A 20,618-nucleotide genomic window follows, 5' to 3' on the forward strand; every position below is an offset into this window, starting at 1 on the left:
GGTCTCCATCGTAATGAAAAATATTATATACATATTATCTTTTTTACTATTTCAATTCACCTTTGCTCAGGTTACAATTATAGTTGAAGAACTTCCAAAAGACACACCAAAAGATGCTTCCATATTTATTTCAGGAGATTTTGAAGGTTGGTCTGGAGGACATAAAGACTACCAATTACAACAAGTAAATAGACAGTATCAAATATCACTTCCTAAAACAGAACAACGTATTTTATTCAAGTTTACCTTAGGGAATTGGGAGACTTCAGAAAGTACAAATAAAGGCTTGAAAATAGATAATCGCACCTATAAATTTACAGAATCAAACGATACGCTAAAAGTAAAAATCGCAGGTTGGAGTCATTTATTTGATCTTCAGGAAGTATCAACAGCTTCAAAAAATGTCACTGTTTTATCCGAAACTTTCAACATACCACAACTCAACAGAAAACGTCGTGTTTGGATGTATTTACCTGCAGATTATAAAACGTCTAAAGAAAATTATCCTGTAGTGTATATGCACGATGGACAAAATGTTTTTGATGCCAGTACGTCTACATATGGTGAGTGGAAAGTAGATGAAATTCTAGACAAATTATTTAAAGAAAATCTAAAACTTATTGTGGTTGCTGTAGATAATGGAGAATCTAAGCGTTTAGATGAATATTCACCTTGGACACATCCAGAATATGGTGGAGGCGAAGGTGAAGCTTATGTAAATTTTATTGTAAACACATTAAAACCGTATATCGATACTAATTTCAATACTAAAAAAGACAAATCTAATACAGCTGTTTTTGGTAGTTCCATGGGTGGATTGATTTCGCATTATGCTGCTTTAAAATACCCAACGGTTTTTGGTAAAGTTGGTGTCTATTCTCCTGCATTTTGGTTTGCTCCAGCAGTTAATGAGTTTTCTAAAAAACGAGCGAATATTCAAGACACGAAAATGTACTTTTTGGCTGGTGGAAAAGAAGGCGAAAACGCAGGTTTTAATGAAATTAGCCAAACCGTTACAGACATGAATAGTATGATTTCTATTTTAACTGAAAACGGATTTCCTAAAGAAAACATACAGTCTAAAGTCGTTCCAGAAGGGAAACATAATGAGGCTTTATGGGAAAACAATTTTGAGGAAGCTATTACTTGGTTGTTTGCAGATGCTATTAAAAAAGAACGTTCAAGACAGCGCGCTTTCAAGATAATCAATTACATATTCAAGTTTCCGACGGAAGTTATAAAATGCATTTTTACCATCCTGAAATTATCGAAACTACATTTTTACCAACAGGAGAAGTATTTAATAAAAAGTCTCACGCAGTTGTTTTAGATAAAGTAGATTCTGATGTAAAATTTAATGAAACAGCTTCAGAGATTAGTTTTCAATCTGAAAAATTAACAGTAAAAATCACCAAAGCACCTTTTCGTATTTCGTATTGGAAAGATGGTAAAGAAGTCACTTCTGTAAAAAATGGCTATCAAAAAACGGATGCATTTGAAACCATTCATTTTAATTTAAAATCAGACGAAGTTTTATATGGTGGAGGCGCAAGAGCTCTAGGTATGAATCGTAGAGGTAATCGTTTAGAATTGTACAATAAAGCCCATTATGGTTATGAAGATAGAAGTGAGTTAATGAATTACACCATGCCAATGGTAGTGTCTTCTAACAAGTATTTAATTCATTTTGATAATGCACCAATTGGCTTTTTAGATTTAGATAGCAAAGCAGATAACACACTAACGTACGAAACTATTTCTGGTAGAAAAACCTATCAAGTAGTAGTTGGTGATTCTTGGTTAGATCTTACTAAAAATTATACTCAACTTACGGGAACACAACCCATGCCACCACGTTGGGCTTTAGGTAATTTTTCTAGTCGATTTGGATACCATTCACAAGAAGAAGTAACTGCTACTGTAGAAAAATTTAGAGAAGAGAACATTCCATTAGATGCTATTATTATCGATATTTTTTGGTTCGGAAAAACCATTCAAGGTACTATGGGAAATCTAGCGTTTGATCGCGATTCTTTTCCTAATCCGAAACAAATGATAAAAGTATTAAAAGACAACAATGTGAAAACTGTTTTGGTAACAGAACCGTTTGTATTAACGACATCTAATCGTTGGGACGAAGCTGTAAAAGCAGATGTTTTAGCTAATGATTCTATAGGAAATCCGTTTACCTACGATTTCTATTTTGGTAATACCGGTTTGATTGATATCTATAATCCGAAAGGGAAAAAATGGTTTCAAAACATTTACAAAGACTTGGCCAATTTAGGTGTTTCTGGTGTTTGGGGAGATTTAGGAGAACCAGAAGTACATCCTAAAAACCTTCTACACGCAACAGGAACAGCAGACGAAGTACATAATATTTATGGTCATAATTGGGCAGAATCTGTACAAGAGATGTACACGCAAAACTTTCCAAACACAAGACCGTTTATTTTAATGCGTGCAGGTAGTTCTGGATCCCAACGTTTTGGAATGATTCCTTGGTCTGGTGATGTGAATAGAACTTGGGGAGGATTACAATCTCAGCCAGAAATTGCACTGCAAATGGGATTGCAAGGTTTGGCTTTTATGCATAGCGATTTAGGTGGTTTTGCTGGTAATAATTTAGACGATGAGCTATATGCACGATGGTTGCAATATGGTGTTTTTCAGCCAATTTACAGACCACATGCACAAGAAGAAGTGCCTGCAGAACCTGTTTTTAGAAGCGATAAAGCGAAAGCCTTAGCAAGAGAGTCTATCGAGTTGCGTTACAAATTACTACCTTATAACTACAATTTAGTTTTCGAAAATAACCAAACAGGAGCACCTTTAATGCGAGCTTTGTTTTTTGAAGAGGAAGACAATACAAATTTACAAACCTATGCATCTACGTATCTTTGGGGAAATGACTTTTTAGTCACGCCAATTGTACAATCAGAACAAAAAGAAGCTGAGGTTTACTTTCCTAAAAACAGTAATTGGTTCGATTTTTATACCAATAAAAAAGTAGAAGGCGGACAAACACTATCCGTGAAAACGGAAGAAAATAGCATTCCAACTTACGTTCGTGGTGGCGCATTTATCCCAACTGCAAAACCAATGCAAAGCACTGCAGAATATAATGGTACTAATCTAGACTTACATTATTATTTTGATGCATCAGTAGAAAAAAGCATTCGTAAAATGTATAATGATGATGGAGCAACCAAAAATGCTTTTGAAAATGGAAGTTACGAAATTCTAAAATTTGAAGCAGAAACTACTGCAAAGCTTTTAGAATTTGATTTTGAAGCAGAAATAGGTACCAATTATACAACAGCTACAAAAAATATAGATGTTGTAATTCACAATTTCCCGAAAGCACCTAAACGTATTAAAAGTAATGGAAAAAAAGTAGATTATAATTACAACGAAGCAACCAAAACACTACGTTTTAATTTACAATGGGAAACGTCTAAAGACTTTGAAACACAAATAAAATACTAAGTATAACATGAAAAAGAGCATACTTTTAATCGCATTATCTATTCTTGTTTTCGGTTGTAAAACCGATAAAAAAGCAAATCAAGATATCGCAGAAAACAAGAAAAAAGAAGAAGCTAAAACCCCTTTTGTTTGGGATGCTGCAAATGTTTATTTTTTATTAACCGATCGTTTTAACAATGGAGATAAAACAAACGACGTTAATTATAACCGAACTAAAGAAACTGCTGTTTTACGTGGTTTCGAAGGAGGCGATTTACAAGGAATCACGCAAAAAATAGAAGACGGATATTTTACAAATTTAGGAATCAATGCCATTTGGATGTCACCAATTGTTGAGCAAATTCATGGCGCAACCGATGAAGGTACTGGAAACACGTATGGGTTTCATGGCTATTGGACTAAAGATTGGACCAATATCGATGCTAATTTAGGAACCAAAGAAGATCTACAAAACCTGGTGGATGCTGCACATAAAAAAGGCATTCGTGTGTTGTTAGATGCAGTAATTAATCATACAGGACCTGTTACAGATCAAGATCCTGTTTGGCCAAGTGATTGGGTTAGAACAGAACCACAATGTCAATACAATAATTACGAAAATACCGTTACTTGTACCTTAGTAAAAAACCTTCCAGACATTAAAACCGAAAGTAATGAAGCGGTAAATTTACCACCACAATTGGTAGAAAAATGGAAAGCCGAAGGTCGTTATGACGAAGAAGTTGCAGAATTAGATGCTTTTTTTAAAGCCACAGGTCATCCTCGTGCACCTCGTTTTTACATCATGAAATGGTTGAGCGATTACATTACAGATTTTGGTATTGATGGTTACAGAGTAGATACCGTTAAACACACCGAAGCTTTTGTTTGGCAAGAGTTTAAAGACGTTTGTGATAACGCTTTCGCAGAATTTAAGCAGCAAAACCCAAACAAAGTTTTAGACAATAATGCTTTTTACTTGGTTGGAGAAGTGTATAACTACGGAATTTCTGCAGGAACCGCTTTTGATTTTGGTGATAAAAAAGTAAATTATTTTGATGCTGCTTTTAATAGTCTAATCAATTTTGAATTTAAATGGAACGCAGCACAGCAAACCTACGAAGAGCAATTCAAAACATACGATAGTCTTTTACATACTAGCCTTAAAGGTTATGGTGTTTTAAACTATTTAACGTCTCATGACGACGGACAACCTTTCGATAAAAATAGAGAGAAAACCTACGAAACTGCAACACGATTATTACTATCTCCTGGAGCGTCACAAGTATATTATGGAGACGAATCTGCAAGAGATTTAACTATAGAAGGTACGGTTGGAGATGCTACTTTAAGAAGTTTCATGAATTGGAATGAAATAGCAAAGCAACAAGATTTGCTAATCCACTGGCAAAAATTAGGACAATTTAGACGTAATCATCCTTCGGTTGGAGCAGGAAAACATACCATGCTAAGTTATACACCTTACCTTTTTAGTAGAAGGTATACCAAAGGTGATTTTAAAGATGACGTCATTATTGGTATCGATATTCCTAAAGGAAAACATACTATCGATGTGTCTTCAGTATTTAACGAAACCCCTCAAATTAAAGACTTCTATTCAGGAGAAATTCTAGACGTTACAAACGGAAACATTACAATTGATACGGAATCTAACATTCTATTATTAGAAAATATTAAATAAATACTCACATGAAAAAACTAATATTATCCCTTGCAATACTTAGTGTTTTTGCTTGTAAAGAAGAAAAAAAACAAGAAGAAACAAAAGTTGATACTAAGGAAAAAGTAGCAATGCAACCTATTTCGGCTTCCGATTTAGAAACAGCTGTTATCTATGAAGCTAACATCAGACAATATTCACCAGAAGGCACTTTTGAAGCTTTCACAAAAGACATTCCGCAGTTAAAACAATTAGGTGTAAAAGTAATTTGGTTAATGCCTGTTTTTCCTATTTCGGAAACAAAACGTAAAGCTACAGGAGGTGAAGATAGTAAGTTTGCAACCGATTTCCCAGAAGCAGAACAAGACAAGTACTTAGGTAGTTATTATGCAGTGTCTGATTTTACTAAAATTAATCCAGAATTTGGAACAATGGAAGATTTTAGAACATTATTAACGACTGCTCATGATAACGGAATTTATGTGATTTTAGATTGGGTACCAAATCATACAGGTTGGGATCATACTTGGTTAAAAACTAATCCGGAATATTACACACAAAATGATAAAGGCGAAGTAGTACATCCTGTAGATACAGATTGGACAGATGTTGCCGATTTAAACTACGACAACCAAGAGATGCGAAAAGCAATGATTGCAGATATGACCTATTGGTTAACAAAGGAAGGTGTTGATGGATTTAGATGTGATGTGGCAGGATCTGTACCAACCAACTTTTGGGAGCAAGCGATACCAGAATTACGTGCTAAAAAAGACATTTTTATGTTAGCAGAAGCTTGGGAACCAGAATTATTAAAAGACGGTTTATTTGATATGGCTTACGGTTGGGATAGACATCACGCTATGAATGCAATTGCAAAAGGAGAAAAGGATGCAACCGAATTTAATAATGTTTTACAAACCGATTTTGAGCGTTACGCGAGTGACGATATTTTAATGAATTTTGTTACCAATCATGATGAAAACTCATGGAATGGTACCATTAAGGAACGCATGGGAGAAGCTAGCGAAATGATGACTGCTTTAGCTTATGTAACTCCTGGAATGCCATTAATTTATTCTGGTCAAGAGTATGATTTAGACCATAGATTATTGTTTTTTGAAAAAGATAGTTTCCCTCATACCAAAGGAGCCACTTGGGAATTATTAGAAAAATTAGCAACATTAAAACAGAATAATGCTGCTTTACATGGCGGAAAAGCTTCCGCTAAATACAACGTAATTGATAATGGAAAAGATGTAATTTCATTTTCAAGAATAAAAGATAATGATGAGGTTGTGTTTATTGCAAATGTTTCAAAAGAAAATGTTAAAGTAAACCTTGTTCAAAAAGGGACATATTTAGATTATTTGTCTAATAAAACCATAGAATTAGAAGGTGATGCAATCCCTTTAGCGGTTAATGAATTTAAGATTTTAGTTAAAAAGTAAAAGAATTAATAGTTCTTCTTCATAAAAATATAGAAAAGTGCCTGATGGTGCTTTTCTGGTTTAATAAATTGTCAGTTTTTACAAGAAAATACGACTAATCATAATAATGCGTATTTTTGCATTACATTAGTAATATAAATGATCGATTTAAACGACAATATAAATTTACCTTTTTCGTTACAAATAAGTTTTAATAAACTTATTGAGCGTTATAATGACTTGGCTAAAAGTGAAGATTCCTTTATCGCAGCCAAAGCAAATCGCATATTAGAAATAGGACAGGCTAATCCTTTATTAAAAGAGGGATTTAGTAAGATTTCTGTATTGAAAAAATATGAGAAAGAAATCGCAATATTATTGGAAGATTCGTTTAGCGAGGTTTTAAGTCTAAATGAAATTAAAACAGCAAGTGTACCTTATCATAATTTTATTTTTAATGCTTCAAAACGTTTTGAAAATATAATAAAATCAGCTGGTCCTGATTTTGAATTGGTAATTAAAAATATGCCAGAAAATGATTGGTATATTCTTAGTTGTACAATTATAATGAGTTTTTGTTATAACTATGACACTAATTTTAAAAGACCATTATATTATGAGATTCCGAATGAAAATGGTATTGTAAGAATTTACAAGATTACTTATAATGCAGATTTCATGGAAATTATGCCTACTGAAGCTGCTCCTAAATTAACTGATAAAGACTTTGACGAATTATTAGATAATTTTGAAAATATAGAGTTGTGGAAAGAAAAATTTCCTCCTAACAGTTATGTATCAAAAGGATTTGTAATATCTAATATTTTTGATGTTACGGACGATCAGTCTATTTCAAATATAAAAACAACCTTAATAAAAAATAGTAAACGTAAAGACGAAAGCTTTATGGTAGATTTTCAAAAAGTCTTCCGTTCGTTATTAGGAGTTACTGATTTGGAGGTGGGATTTTCTATTTATAATAAGGAAGAAAACACCTTAATGAAGGTGCATGATTCTAGTATTAATAGTTTTTTGCTTAAAGCTAAAGAGGAGTTTAAGTGTGAGAATTTATTTTGTCATTACAGTTATGATAAAATTTTAAAAAGTAAAGCTAACCTTGCTATATCTGATGTAGATGCTAATTTTAAAAAATCAAAAGGTAAGTCTCCTCAGGTTAAAGTTTTAAAAGAGCAAGGTTTTAAAAGTGCCATTTTTGCGCCAATAGCAGAACAAGGTGATTTACTTGCTGTTTTGGAGTTAGTATCTAAAACACCCAGAGCTTTAAATAGTATTAATGCCAATAAACTAGCAGACGTTATGCCTTTTATTTTGTCTGCGGTTAAGCGCTCTAAATTAGACGAGGCAAATTTAATACAGGCTATTATACAACGCGAATGTACTTCTATACATCCAAGTGTAAAATGGAAATTTGAAAGTGCTGCACGCAAGTTTATGCAAGAGGAGTATAATGGTAATGAAAACCCATCTTTTAATAAAATTAGTTTTGATAATGTTTATCCATTATTTGGTCAGATAGATGTTAAAGGATCGTCTGATGCTAGAAATAATGCAACACAAAAGGATTTAGCGCTTCAATTAAAATTAGTAGAAAAGATTGTTGAAAAAGCTTTTGATCATCAAAACTTACCAATTTTTGAGCAATTATTATTTCAGGTTAAAAGTTATCAAATTGCTTTAAAAAATGATTTTAAAGTTGATAGTGAGCAAAAAATCACTCATTTTTTTAAATATGAAATAGAGCCACTTTTTAAATTTCAACTTAAATCAGAATCATTTATAACCCAAGATATTGAGGATTATTTTGCTAAAGTAGATGCTAATCTTGAAGTGATATATTATTATCGTAAAAATTATGATGATACTATTAGCTTGATAAACAAAAATATGTCTGCCTTGTTAGATAAAAAACAAGTAGAGGCACAAGCTATGTATCCTCACTTTTTTGAGCGGTTTAAAACGGATGGTGTTGAGCATAATATGTACATTGGAGAGTCTATTACAAAAGAAGATTCGTTTAACGAATTGTACTTGTATAATTTAAGATTGTGGCAAATGCAAGTCATGATTGATATGGAAACGTCTTTTTACACCAAACAGCACAAATATCCTATCGCGCTTGATGTTGCATCAATGATTTTAGTGTTTAATCAACCGTTATCTATTAGATTTAGAGCAGATGAGAAACACTTTGATGTAGATGGTACTTATAATGCAAGATACGAGGTGGTTAAAAAACGTGTGGATAAAGCTAATATTAAAGGTACAGACGAGCGAATTACTGCTAAGGGTAAGTTAACAATTGTCTATTCTCAGCAAGAAGATGAGTTTGAATACTTAAAATATGTTAGATTTTTACAATCAAAACATAAATTAGGTGATGAGGTAGAAATATTAGAGTTAGAGGATTTACAAGGAGTAACAGGCTTAAAAGCTATTAGAGTTAATATCTTGTATCAAGACCAAAACAATACAAAGCAGTTTTACACGTATAACGATTTAATGCAGGCTATAAAATCCTAACCAACTAAAAGTTGGTTAAGATTTTGAGGTAATATGTATTGTATTTGCGAGGTTGTATCTAATACATCCTGAATATTTACACCTGGATTGTTTTTTACAGCAATACCAAAAGCAAGTAGCGATATAATAATACCTATCATAAATACAGTGTATGTTATTCTTAATAAACGGTATTTTCGTTCTAATACAATTCCTAAAAAATACAAATCTTTAGTCAGTGACTTGTAAATGTACTCCTTGTCATTTATCATTTCATTAATAGCCCATTCAAATTCGTTAAGTTTCATTTTATGAAAATTCCCAAAAAACGTTAAGTTAACTTCTTTGTTTTCTACATCTTCTTTAGTGAATTGACCACTAGTTACATTTGGTCTTGTAGCAATTATAGACATTACCATTGATACAACACTAAACAGAGTAAAAATCACAGTAGGCCAAGTTAGATAAGGGTTGGTGTCTAATTTAGAAATTAAATTAGCCAATACCACTGATATAATAATAGCGTTAACAGATAATAAGATGTTGGCTTTAGTATCCGCAATGTCACTTAATTTAATGTGATTTCGTAGCGCAGTTCTGTAAAACGATTGAATAGCACGTTCTGGACTTTCGTTTTTATATTGGGCTTTGTACTTTGCCTTTAGCTCTTCTGTATTTTGTTTCTTTTTTTGTTTCTTTTTTGTAAGGATTAGCTTAGCAAGATTTTTCTCTTTTCTTTGTTGCCAATTTTGTAAGGCATAATCCGTATAATAACTGTGTTTTTTAGATAAGACTTTAATGTTCTCGTCAAGCCATTCTCTTGGTGTGTAGTTTGCAATACCTGCTAATTCTAACTCTTTCCTTAAAAACTCGCTGGCTTCCGGAAAGTATTTTTTTCCAAAATGAGAGGCGTCAGCATCGCGTAAAATTTTCTCTAATTCGGTTTCTGGCTTACTATCAAATTTTGTAGCTAGTATACAATCTTCAACAGTTTTAATAGTTTTTTCATCTACATTTTCTGTAGTCAAAAATTCCCTAGCTATTTGTGCGCTAACCTCCTCATGGCCTTCTCTTTTTTTAGTGTAGCCCACATCATGTAATAATGCTGCTAATTGAAGTATTTGCGCATCATTAACATCAATTTTAGAGTTTTCTATAATTTCTTTCGTACTTTTAAATACTCGTAGGGTATGCGTGTGATTGTGATAGACTATCGTGTTTGGTAGCTCATTTTTAAGGAGTTCAAATACAAAAGCTTCGGTTTTTTCAATTAGTTTTGACATGAGTGCATAATTATTCTTATCCAAAGTACTAAAAAAATAAAACTCTCAACCTTTAATGACAAAAAATAACATATTTCTAACGTTTGTTTTAGCTTTTCTATTGACTAATTGTGCCAGTTTTGAGGCGCAATATAAATCAGAAGATAAAACAGTAGTTGCATTACCAAATAAACCAATTGACAAAACGTTTTACTTGGTTGGTGATGCTGGAAAATCACCAATGGGTGGATTTAGTAGTGGGTTAACTGCATATAAAAATCTAATAAATCAGAAAGATACCAAAGGTGATTATACTATATTTTTAGGAGACAATATTTATCCTGCAGGTCTACCAACAAAGGAAGATCCTTATTATGACGAAGCTAAAAACCATTTGCAAGCACAAGTAAATGCTGTTTCTGATTTTAATGGTGAAGTGTTGTTTATTCCTGGAAATCACGATTGGTACGCAGATGGTTTAAATGGGTTAAAAGATGAAGAAAAATTTATTGAAGACGCATTGGGTAAAAACACATTTCAGCCAGAAAACGGTTGTCCGTTAGAAGTGGTCGAGGTTAGCGATGGTATCGAGTTAATTATCATTGACACACAATGGTATTTAGAAAACTGGAATGATCATCCAACTATAAATGATGAGTGTGAAATTAAAACAAGAGAACGTTTTTTATTAGAATTAGAAGGCGAGTTTAAAAAAGCACAAAATAAAACCGTTGTAGTTGCTATGCATCATCCCATGTATACTAATGGTACTCATGGTGGATTTTATAGCGCAGATAAACATTTGTACCCAACACAAAGTAAAATTCCGGTTCCAATATTAGCTTCTTTTTTAACGCAAGTTAGAACACAAGGTGGTGTTTCTATTCAAGATAGGTATAACGAGCGTTATAATAAGATGATGAATCGTATTGAAACCTTAGCTTTAGAGTATACAAATATAATTTTTACATCTGGACACGAACACAATTTACAATACATAGAAAATAATGGAATCAAACAAATTGTATCAGGTTCTGGCGCTAAAAAATCTGGAGCAGCCTTAAGTAATAATGGTTTATTTGCCTATGGTAAACAAGGTTTTGCAACACTAACAGTATATAAAGACGGAAGTAGTTATGTTAGTTTTTATGGCGAGGATAATGAGCAGCCAAAACTGTTATATACCAAACAGATTGCTGAAAAAAATGCATCTGAATTTGATTTATCAACATTACCAGATAGCTTTTCACCGACTATTCAAGCCTCAATTTATACTGAAGAAGAAACCAAAAAAACAGGTGTTTATAAAACATTTTTTGGAGAGAAATATCGTGATATCTATAGCCAAAAAGTAGAAGTTCCTGTTGCTACATTGGATACGCTTTATGGTGGTCTAGAAATTGTAAGAGAAGGTGGAGGTCACCAAACACGATCTTTAAGATTGCAAACAAAAGATGGTCGACAATTAAATATGCGTGCGTTGCGCAAAAGTGCTACACAGTATTTGCAAACGGTTTTATTTAAAGAAACATATTTAAAAGATGATTTTGATAAAACTAAAGTCGAAGATTTAATATTAGATTTTTACACAGCAGCGCATCCTTATGCGTTTTCAGTAGTTCCGGATTTGTCACATGCAGCAGGTGTGTACCATACTAACCCTAAATTGTTTTATATACCAAAACATAAATATTTAAAGGATTACAACTATAATTATGGTGGCGAATTATATTTAATTGAAGAACGACCTGAAGATAATTATACAGATGAAAAAAACTTTGGTTATGCAGATGATATTGAAAGTACGCATGACATTATTAAAAAAATTAGAACTGACGAAAAATATAAAATAGACGAAAACGCTTTTGTTAGAGCACGCCTTTTTGATATGCTTTTAGGTGATTGGGACAGACACCAAGACCAATGGAGATGGGCTCAGTTTAACCAAGACAATGGAGATAAATTATATAAACCTATTCCTAGAGATAGAGATCAAGTATTTTCTAATTTTGATGGTGCTTTATTAGATATTATGCGTTTTATTTCTGGATCAACTAAACAGCTTCAAGTGTATGATGGTGAGTTGAAGGATATAAAATGGATGAATAGTGCAGGTATTAAATTGGATAAAGTGTTAATTCAAAATTCTGATAAATCTGTTTGGATTAAGCAAGCACAATACTTGCAAGATAATATTACAGATGCTGTTATTGAAGAGGCTTTTAGTAAAGTTCCAAAAGAAGTACAAGAAGAATCTTTATTACAGATAAAGACATTTTTAAAAGAAAGAAAAAATAACTTACAGGATATAGCAGAGCGCTATTCTGATTATCTTAATCAATTGGTGATACTGACTGGTACAGATAAGGATGATTATATTGAAGTTAATAGGATTGCAGATAATAAAACGCAAGTTGTAATTTCAAGAATAAAAGATGGTAAAAAAGCAGATGTTATAGTAGATCGTACTTTTGATAAGGATATAACTAAGGAGTTATGGATTTATGCTTTAGATGATGATGATATAATTGAAGTTAGTGGTAAAGCTAGTAACTTGATTTTTACACGTATTATTGGTGGGCAAAATAACGACGAATATATTATTAATAATGGAAGACGTGTACGTATTTATGACCATAAATCAAAACCAAATACCATAACAAAAAATAATGGAGCTAAGGTTAAATTTACAGATATTTACAACAATAACCTGTTTGATTTTCAGAAAAATATAGTTAAAACAAGTGTGGTTACGCCAAGTCTTGGATATAATCCAGATGATGGTTTTAAAGTAGGTGTTGGCTTAAATTATACTGTCAAAGGATTTTCTCGTAACCCATACTCGCAACAACATCGTTTTAAAAGTGGTTACTTTTTTGCAACTAGTGGTTTTAGTTTAAATTATGATGGTGAATTTGCAAACCTTTTTGGCGAATGGAACTTACATGTTGCAGGACAGCTAACCAGCGAGAATTTTACCAATAACTTTTTTGGTTATGGTAATGAAACCGTTAATAATGATGATGACTTAGATTTAGATTATAATAGAATTAAAACAAGTATTTATGCAGCTAGTGTAGGTGTCCTTAAAAAAGGAGATTTTGGATCTGATTACGGAATAAAAATAACTACAGAAGCTGTAGAGATTGGAGAAACACCAGACCGTTTTATTGAAACACAAGAACCGTCTGTAAACACAACAGACTTTTATAATAGACGCTTTTTCGCAGGTTTAGAAGGGAATTTTAATTATCATAGTTTTGATAATGCTATAAATCCATCCAGAGGGATGACCTTTGATTTAGGTGTAGGAGGTAAAACCGAAGTTAAAGACTCTAAATACACATACGGATTTGTAAATACTGCTTTAGGGTTTTACAATGCGCTGTCTACAAACAGAAAACTAGTTTTAAAAACAGATGCAAGAGCACAAATGAGATTTGGTGATGATTTAATATTTTATCAAGCAGCAAATATTGGTGGAGCTAATGGACTACGTGGTTACAGGTTACAACGTTTTACAGGTCAAAACAGTTTAACTGGTAGTGCAGATATTAGATATAGCTTTAATCAGTTTAAAACAAAAACGTTACCATTACAATTAGGTGTCTTTGTTGGAGGTGATGTAGGACGTGTTTGGACTAAAAATGATGCATCAAAAATTTGGCATAACGATTATGGTGTTGGATTTTGGGTGACTGCAGCAGATAGTGTTTCTGGGACATTTAACTTTTTTAATAGCGAAGAAGGATTACGTTTTTCTTTTGGATTTGGACTAAATTTTTAAAACCCAATTAATGAAAAATGTTATAGTTAATGGTTTTGAATATTTAAAAAAACTTGAAAGTAAAATAGCTTTTTACCCTTCGGTTTATAGCCTGACAGGGTTACTGTTTACATTTTTTATGTACTATGCAGAAAATAAAGGTATATCGTCTTATTTAGTAGACAATGTACCTCTGTTGGTTATAAATAATTCAGAAACCGCATTTAATATTTTAACCACGTTTATTGCTGGACTAATCTCTATAATGGTTTTTAGTTTTTCCATGGTAATGATATTGTTAAATCAAGCATCAAGTAACTTTTCGCCTAGAGTCTTACCTGGTTTAATATCTAATAAGCGTCATCAAAAAATATTAGGTATATATAACGCAACGTTACTATTTTGCATATTTACTATGGTAGGAATAGAGCCTGATGGAGGTGAAAACCAATTGCCTGGCTTTTCAGTATTATTGGCTATTGTATTTATGGTTATCTGCTTAGGTGCTTTTATTTATTTTATACATTCCATTTCGCAAGAGATTCAGGTTCATAGTATCATGCAACGCATATTTGATGAGGCTAAAAATAGACTAGATAAACTTATACATTCAGAAGAAGATACAACTGAAGAGTTTCCAAATACGGATGAATGGACGGTTTATAAGTCTCCAGCAACAGGCTTTTTACAAGATATTATATTAGACCCTTTTAGTCAACATGCAAAACAAAATGATAATCAATTTGAAATTGTAGCAATTAAAGGACAATACATATATAAGGACAAGCCTTTATTTAAATGTAAAACAAAACTTAAAGACGAAGCTCTTGAAAATTTACTAGCTTATTTTCTTTTTTCTAGAGACGAGATTATAGAAGACAACTACGTTTTAGGCTTTAAACAAATTACCGAAATTGCTGTAAAAGCGATGTCTCCTGGTATCAATGATCCTGGAACAACTATTATCGCAATAGATTATCTTGCAGAACTTTTTCAAAGCAGAATGTATAAAAATGATATAAGTATCTTGTTGGAAGATAATAAACCAGTAGTAAAAATTAGCTCTGTGACATTTAAAGAGTTACTATATTTTGTAATGGCTCCAATTAGGACTTACGCAAAGCATGACGTTATTATAGTTAATAAATTAATTAACCTATTTCAGCATTTAGCATTTAATATAGATTGCGATAATAAAGGCTATTTAGCAGATATTGATAACGAAGTTAAACGCTTATCAATAGATGCTAATAGTGCTATAAGTAATCAGGAGGATTTAAAATTAATAAACGACAGGTTAAAATCTTTTAATTTATAATTTAAACTTATAAATATTATTATCTTCTTTACCAGAGTCTTCGTCTGTAATATAAATAGACGTGTTATTTATAAAGCAAACACCTTCTTTTTGACTATCATGATTTAATGAGATGCTCTCTACATTACCATCAAAAAATGCATCGGATTTAAAGTTTGTAAGTTTCCAAATTCTATCATGATTTAATAGTATAATGGTAGAGCCATCAGGACTGATGTCTGCAGATGTTACACGTGTGTCTTTTCCTTTTAGTTTGTAGTCTGTAACGTACGTTGCAACGTGAGACCCAATGGTGTTTGGTACTTTAATAACCATTGTTTTTTTATTCTCTTTACTAAAAATATAAAAGTCATTATTCCATAAAAAGAAAGCTTCAAAATCTTCAGACTTAATATCATCAGGTAATGTAAAGCGTATAATTTCAGCTTCGGTTTTGTCCTTAATGTTTGCTATGTTACTGACTTTATATATAAAAAAGTGGTCTCGTTTTCTTGAGTTATTTCCAAAATCTCCAATGTATAAATTCCCATTGTTGTCAGCAGCTAAGTCTTCCCAGTCATGGTTTTTAATATTGCTAATATCTATATCTTTAATAATATTACCTTTTTTGTCTAAACCATACACATTGTTTTTATTACCTGCATCCTCAATAGTCCAAATTAAATCAGATCCACTAATCAATTGTGCTGCAGAAGCTTCATCCAAATCACCATCTATGGATCCTACTACAGTTAGTTTTCCTGTATTGCAAGACATAAAAAGTAATGCTAAAACTAGTATTGGTTTTAAATGAAAAGTCATAAATTGTCATGTTTAAAATAAGATTAAATATAGGCATATAACAAGTCAGACTAAAGTTTGTAATCTTAAAGTATTTATAAAATTAATGAACAAAATATTAAAATTTGGTCATAGAGGAGCAAAGGGTCATGTGACAGAAAACACCTTGGAGTCAATCCAAAAGGCTTTGGATTTGGGAGTCGATGGGATCGAAATTGATGTACACGTGTGTAAAACAGGAGAGCTAGTTGTTTTTCATGATTTTACGTTAGATAGAATTACGGATGGTACAGGAGAAATTGGTAAATTTTCGTTATCGGAATTAAAGCAATTAAAGGTTGAAAATCTATATAGTATCCCAACGCTAACTGAAGTATTAGATTTAATTGATAATAAAATTTTTATAAATATTGAATTAAAAGGCGAACATACCGCTAATCCAACTTGTGCTGTAATTAAAGATTACGTGGATAATAAAAATTGGACAATGGACCATTTTATTGTTAGTAGTTTTCAAGAAAAAGAGTTGCTTGACGTGTTTAGTTGCAACCCTAATATAGCATTAGGCGTTTTAACAAAAGCAAGTGTAAATCAAGCAATTGCTTTAGCCAAGCGGATTAATGCAAAAGCAATACACCCTAATTTAGCATTGCTAAGTAAGGACAATGTTAAACAGACACAAGACCAAGGATATAAAGTAAATGTGTGGACAGTCAACACTAAGCAAGCTATTGCACGTATGAAAAGCTATAATGTTGATGCTATAATAAGTGATTTTCCAGATAGATTATGAAACAGTACGATGTAATAATAATAGGTGGTGGTGCAGCTGGTTTTTTTGCAGCAATTAATATTGGCGAGTTGTATCCCAATTTAAAAATAGTTGTTTTAGAAAGAGGTAAAGATGTACTAGGCAAAGTTAAGGTATCTGGTGGTGGACGTTGCAATGTAACACATGCCGAGTTTGTTCCGCAAGAATTAACCAGTTACTATCCAAGGGGAGAAAAGGAACTTTTAGGACCTTTTCATACCTTTATGACTGGAGATACTATGGAGTGGTTTGAAAATAGAGGCGTGTCATTAAAAATTGAAGACGATGGACGCATATTTCCAACCAGTAATAATTCGCAAACCATTATTGATTGCTTTTTAAACGAAGCTGATAAGTATAATGTTGAGGTATTAACAAATCAATCCGTAACAAGTTTTAGTCCAATCGACCAGCAATGGGAAGTGGTTACAAAATCGGACCAATTTACAGCTCAAAAACTTATTGTTGCTACAGGAAGTAATCCTAAAATTTGGTCTTTTTTAGAGCAGTTAGGGCATACTATTATTAAGCCAGTACCTTCATTGTTTACATTTAATATTAATGATACAAGGATTAAAGATATTCCAGGTGTTGTGGCTCAAAACGTAACAGTTAAAGTAATAGGGACTAAGTTAGAGTCTTCTGGTCCTTTATTAATTACACATTGGGGAATGAGTGCGCCTTCCATATTAAAACTATCAGCTTTTGGTGCTTTAGATTTGGCTAAAAAAGAGTATAAATTTGATATTGAAGTTAATTTTGTTAACCAAGATTTTGAGGACGTGCTGTCAGATTTAAAAACATATAAGCAAGACTTGTCTAAAAAAACTGTTTTTAAAGCAGCGCAATTTGATATGCCAAAACGGTTATGGAAAACGTTAGTTGAAGCTGCAGGAATAACTGAAAATATACGTTGGGCAGATTTAAATAAATCCCAATTAGATGATTTGGCTGGTCAATTAACTACAGCAATTTTTAAAGTAGACGGAAAAAGTACGTTTAAAGAAGAATTTGTTACAGCAGGAGGAATAGATTTAAAGGAAGTTAATTTTAAAAATTACCAAAGTAAATTGCATAGTAACCTATATTTTGCTGGCGAAATTATTAATGTTGATGCCTTAACAGGTGGATTTAATTTCCAAAATGCATGGACAGGAGCTTACATTGTGGCTAAAAATATTGAGATTTAGTATGGAGACTTTTTTATATTTTTAAGAGGTATTAATGTTGGAGGACACAACAAAATAAAAATGTTAGATTTACGTCAAGTGTTATCAGATATAGGCTTTAATGATGTAAAAACGTATATTCAAACGGGTAATATTATACTAAAAACGGATTTAAAAGACAAAGCAATTATAACCAGTAAAATAGAGGAGTCTATTTTAGATCATTTTGGTTTTAACATACCAACTCTAGTAAAAACAAAAGCAGACCTTGATTTAATATTAAAAAAATGTCCTTTTACTGATGTAGAAAAAGAAAACAGCTATTTTGCTCTACTTTATAACGCTCCAAGTCAAAGTCAAATCACAGCATTATCAAGTTATGATTTTCCAAATGAAAAATTTACCATAACTAACCAGTGTATCTATCTTTATTCAAGTGTAGGTTATGGAAGGACTAAGGCAAATAGTAATTTTTTTGAAACTAAATTAAAAATCAAAGCTACCGCCAGAAATTTTAAAACACTTACTAAGGTACTGTCGCTAATAAAAAATTAGTTTTTGTTTCTAATAGCATCCCAAGACATTTCTATTGCTTGATCTATTTCCTCTTTTGTCATTTCCAATTCTTCGTTACTCTTAAGTCTAACTGCAGATATTACGGTTCCAAAAGCCATTTGCAAAATTAATCTTACAGGTACATTTCTAACATGCTTTTCTTCAATTCCTTTTAAAAAGAAATCTCTAATGTTAGCAATATAAGGCACAGATTGTTTAACAATCTCTTTAGATATAATTGGTGGTGCAGCAACGTACTCGACAAATTGAAAAGCTAATGGGTTTCCAACAAAGTAGTTGTACAAATTGGACCACATGGTTTCAAATTGTGCTTTAAAATCGCCTTCAGGTAAATTAGCCATTAAAACCACACCATAATCTTGAACAATCATCATGTATAGTTCTTGTATAACCTCATTTTTATTTTCAAAATAATGGTATATCGTACCAACAGCTACATTAGCTTCTTTGGCGACTTGAGACATAGGTGTAGCGTGTACACCTTGTTTAACCACTAATTCTAACATAGTGATTATTATGCGTTGTTTTTTGTCCATTTAGACAGGTTGTATATTATGGTAAAAAGCGGTGAAGCGAAGTTTTAAGGGAACTTTTTTTACCTATCAGTTAACATTATAAATTTTTTAAGAAAGACAGACGATTTGTTAAGTGTTGTTAATCAGCAAATTGAATGTTCATTCGGTGGTCAAAATTAATAAATTAGTTTAAATATTAAAGCTATATTTGTATAAATTTAATTATTAGATGGATTTATCACGTTTTTTATTAAAAAACTATCAAAATAAGCTAAATAACGGAAGTGTAACTTGGTCTTCTCCAAGTAATATTGCACTAGTTAAATATTGGGGAAAAAAAGAACATCAAATTCCAGAAAACCCATCAATCAGTTTTACTTTAGATTCTTGTAAAACAATTACTGAGTTGCACTATATTAAAAAGCAAAAAGGTAATAATAGTTTTGATTTTAAGGTTTTTTTAGATGAAGAATTAAAGCCTGACTTTCATCCTAAAATCGAAACGTTTTTTAAGCGTATTGAAAGTTATGTGCCTTTTTTAAAAGAATTTGAGTTTACTATTAAAACTAAAAACACGTTTCCTCATAGTTCTGGTATTGCATCTTCCGCATCAGGTATGAGTGCTTTAGCTTTGTGTATAATGAGCATAGAAAAACAATTAAATCCAGAATTATCTCAAACGCATTTTATCCAAAAAGCATCCTTTTTAGCAAGATTAGGATCAGGTAGTGCTTGTAGGAGTTTGGAAGGCGATCTAGTAGTTTGGGGTAAACACCCAAAAATTGAAGATAGTAGCGATTTGTTTGGTATAAAATATCCGTATAAAGTTCACGATATTTTTAAAAACTATAACGACACTATATTATTGGTTGATAAAGGAGAAAAACAGGTAAGTAGCACAGTTGGTCATAATTTAATGCATGGACACCCATTTGCTAGCCAACGTTTTGATCAAGCAGTAGACAACATAACTGCAATCAAATCAATTTTAGAAACTGGAGACTTAAATCAATTTATTGCTTTAGTCGAAAGTGAAGCCTTGACGCTACACGCTATGATGATGACAAGTATGCCTTATTTTATTTTAATGAAACCTAATACGCTAGAAATTATTAATAAAATCTGGCAATTTAGGAAAGATACAGGGTTGCCTGTTTGCTTTACTTTAGATGCAGGTGCTAATGTACATGTCTTATATCCAGATAAATATAAAAATCAAATTTATGAATTCATTAAGGAACAGTTAGTTGCATATTGTCAAAACGGTCACTATATTTGTGATAAAATTGGTTTTGGCGCAAAACAGTTGTAACTTTATAAAA

14 protein-coding genes are annotated in these 20,618 nt (G+C 32.0%); 11 read left to right on the forward strand and 3 right to left on the reverse strand.

The window, feature by feature from the left end; translation table 11 throughout:
* Positions 1-13: 13 nt before the first annotated feature.
* From AC0L3M_RS14130 to AC0L3M_RS14150, 5 genes are all read left to right on the forward strand, one after another.
* Positions 14-1,330 (forward strand): alpha/beta hydrolase, encoded by a 1,317-nt coding sequence (locus AC0L3M_RS14130; protein WP_473431181.1) that lies wholly within the window; start codon positions 14-16, stop codon positions 1,328-1,330.
* The gene (locus AC0L3M_RS14135) at positions 1,243-3,489 is read left to right on the forward strand and encodes a TIM-barrel domain-containing protein (protein WP_473431182.1); all 2,247 of its coding nucleotides are present in this window, start codon (positions 1,243-1,245) and stop codon (positions 3,487-3,489) included. Before AC0L3M_RS14130 ends, AC0L3M_RS14135 begins: the two co-directional genes overlap by 88 nt.
* 7 nt (positions 3,490-3,496) lie before the next feature.
* On the forward strand, positions 3,497-5,170 hold the full coding sequence (locus AC0L3M_RS14140; RefSeq protein ID WP_473431183.1) for an alpha-amylase family glycosyl hydrolase: 1,674 nt from the start codon (positions 3,497-3,499) through the stop codon (positions 5,168-5,170).
* 8 nt (positions 5,171-5,178) lie between these two features.
* Positions 5,179-6,600, forward strand: coding sequence for an alpha-amylase family glycosyl hydrolase (locus AC0L3M_RS14145; RefSeq protein WP_473431184.1), 1,422 nt, complete (start codon positions 5,179-5,181; stop codon positions 6,598-6,600).
* A gap of 138 nt (positions 6,601-6,738) precedes the next feature.
* Positions 6,739-9,120: a GAF domain-containing protein gene (locus AC0L3M_RS14150; RefSeq protein ID WP_292946843.1), complete on the forward strand. Its 2,382-nt coding sequence runs from the start codon at positions 6,739-6,741 to the stop codon at positions 9,118-9,120.
* Here AC0L3M_RS14150 and AC0L3M_RS14155 read toward each other — a convergent pair.
* Positions 9,117-10,382: a Pycsar system effector family protein gene (locus tag AC0L3M_RS14155; RefSeq protein WP_473431185.1), complete on the reverse strand. Its 1,266-nt coding sequence runs from the start codon at positions 10,380-10,382 to the stop codon at positions 9,117-9,119. The genes AC0L3M_RS14150 and AC0L3M_RS14155 overlap by 4 nt on opposite strands.
* A gap of 55 nt (positions 10,383-10,437) precedes the next feature.
* Here AC0L3M_RS14155 and AC0L3M_RS14160 point away from each other — a divergent pair, with 55 nt between their 5' ends.
* Together AC0L3M_RS14160 and AC0L3M_RS14165 are read left to right on the forward strand one after the other, a co-directional pair.
* A complete protein-coding gene (locus tag AC0L3M_RS14160; RefSeq protein WP_473431186.1) occupies positions 10,438-14,148 on the forward strand; it encodes a metallophosphoesterase in 3,711 nt (1,236 codons plus the stop codon).
* 10 nt (positions 14,149-14,158) lie between these two features.
* Positions 14,159-15,445, forward strand: a complete 1,287-nt coding sequence (locus AC0L3M_RS14165; protein WP_473431187.1) for a DUF2254 domain-containing protein — start codon at positions 14,159-14,161, stop codon at positions 15,443-15,445.
* Here the strand turns inward: AC0L3M_RS14165 and AC0L3M_RS14170 are convergent.
* On the reverse strand, positions 15,440-16,246 hold the full coding sequence (locus AC0L3M_RS14170; RefSeq protein WP_473431188.1) for a hypothetical protein: 807 nt from the start codon (positions 16,244-16,246) through the stop codon (positions 15,440-15,442). The two genes, AC0L3M_RS14165 and AC0L3M_RS14170, sit on opposite strands and share 6 nt — an antisense overlap.
* Before the next feature lie 85 nt (positions 16,247-16,331).
* On the opposite strand from AC0L3M_RS14170, the gene AC0L3M_RS14175 reads away from it, so the two are divergent.
* The 3 genes from AC0L3M_RS14175 to AC0L3M_RS14185 are packed head-to-tail and all read left to right on the forward strand — an operon-like array spanning position 16,332 to position 18,760.
* Positions 16,332-17,018: a glycerophosphodiester phosphodiesterase gene (locus AC0L3M_RS14175; RefSeq protein WP_292946857.1), complete on the forward strand. Its 687-nt coding sequence runs from the start codon at positions 16,332-16,334 to the stop codon at positions 17,016-17,018.
* Positions 17,015-18,226: a BaiN/RdsA family NAD(P)/FAD-dependent oxidoreductase gene (locus tag AC0L3M_RS14180; protein ID WP_473431189.1), complete on the forward strand. Its 1,212-nt coding sequence runs from the start codon at positions 17,015-17,017 to the stop codon at positions 18,224-18,226. Before AC0L3M_RS14175 ends, AC0L3M_RS14180 begins: the two co-directional genes overlap by 4 nt.
* A 60-nt stretch (positions 18,227-18,286) precedes the next feature.
* Complete coding sequence (locus tag AC0L3M_RS14185) at positions 18,287-18,760, forward strand: DUF1697 domain-containing protein (protein WP_473431190.1); 474 nt, start codon at positions 18,287-18,289, stop codon at positions 18,758-18,760.
* Here the strand turns inward: AC0L3M_RS14185 and AC0L3M_RS14190 are convergent.
* Entirely contained in the window at positions 18,757-19,317 is a 561-nt protein-coding gene (locus tag AC0L3M_RS14190) for a TetR/AcrR family transcriptional regulator (RefSeq protein WP_473431191.1), read from the reverse strand. The two genes, AC0L3M_RS14185 and AC0L3M_RS14190, sit on opposite strands and share 4 nt — an antisense overlap.
* Positions 19,318-19,525: 208 nt before the next feature.
* On the opposite strand from AC0L3M_RS14190, the gene AC0L3M_RS14195 reads away from it, so the two are divergent.
* Positions 19,526-20,608: a diphosphomevalonate decarboxylase gene (locus tag AC0L3M_RS14195; protein WP_473431192.1), complete on the forward strand. Its 1,083-nt coding sequence runs from the start codon at positions 19,526-19,528 to the stop codon at positions 20,606-20,608.
* The last annotated feature ends 10 nt before the right edge of the window (positions 20,609-20,618 follow it).

This window comes from Olleya sp. KJ81-1 (assembly GCF_055808135.1).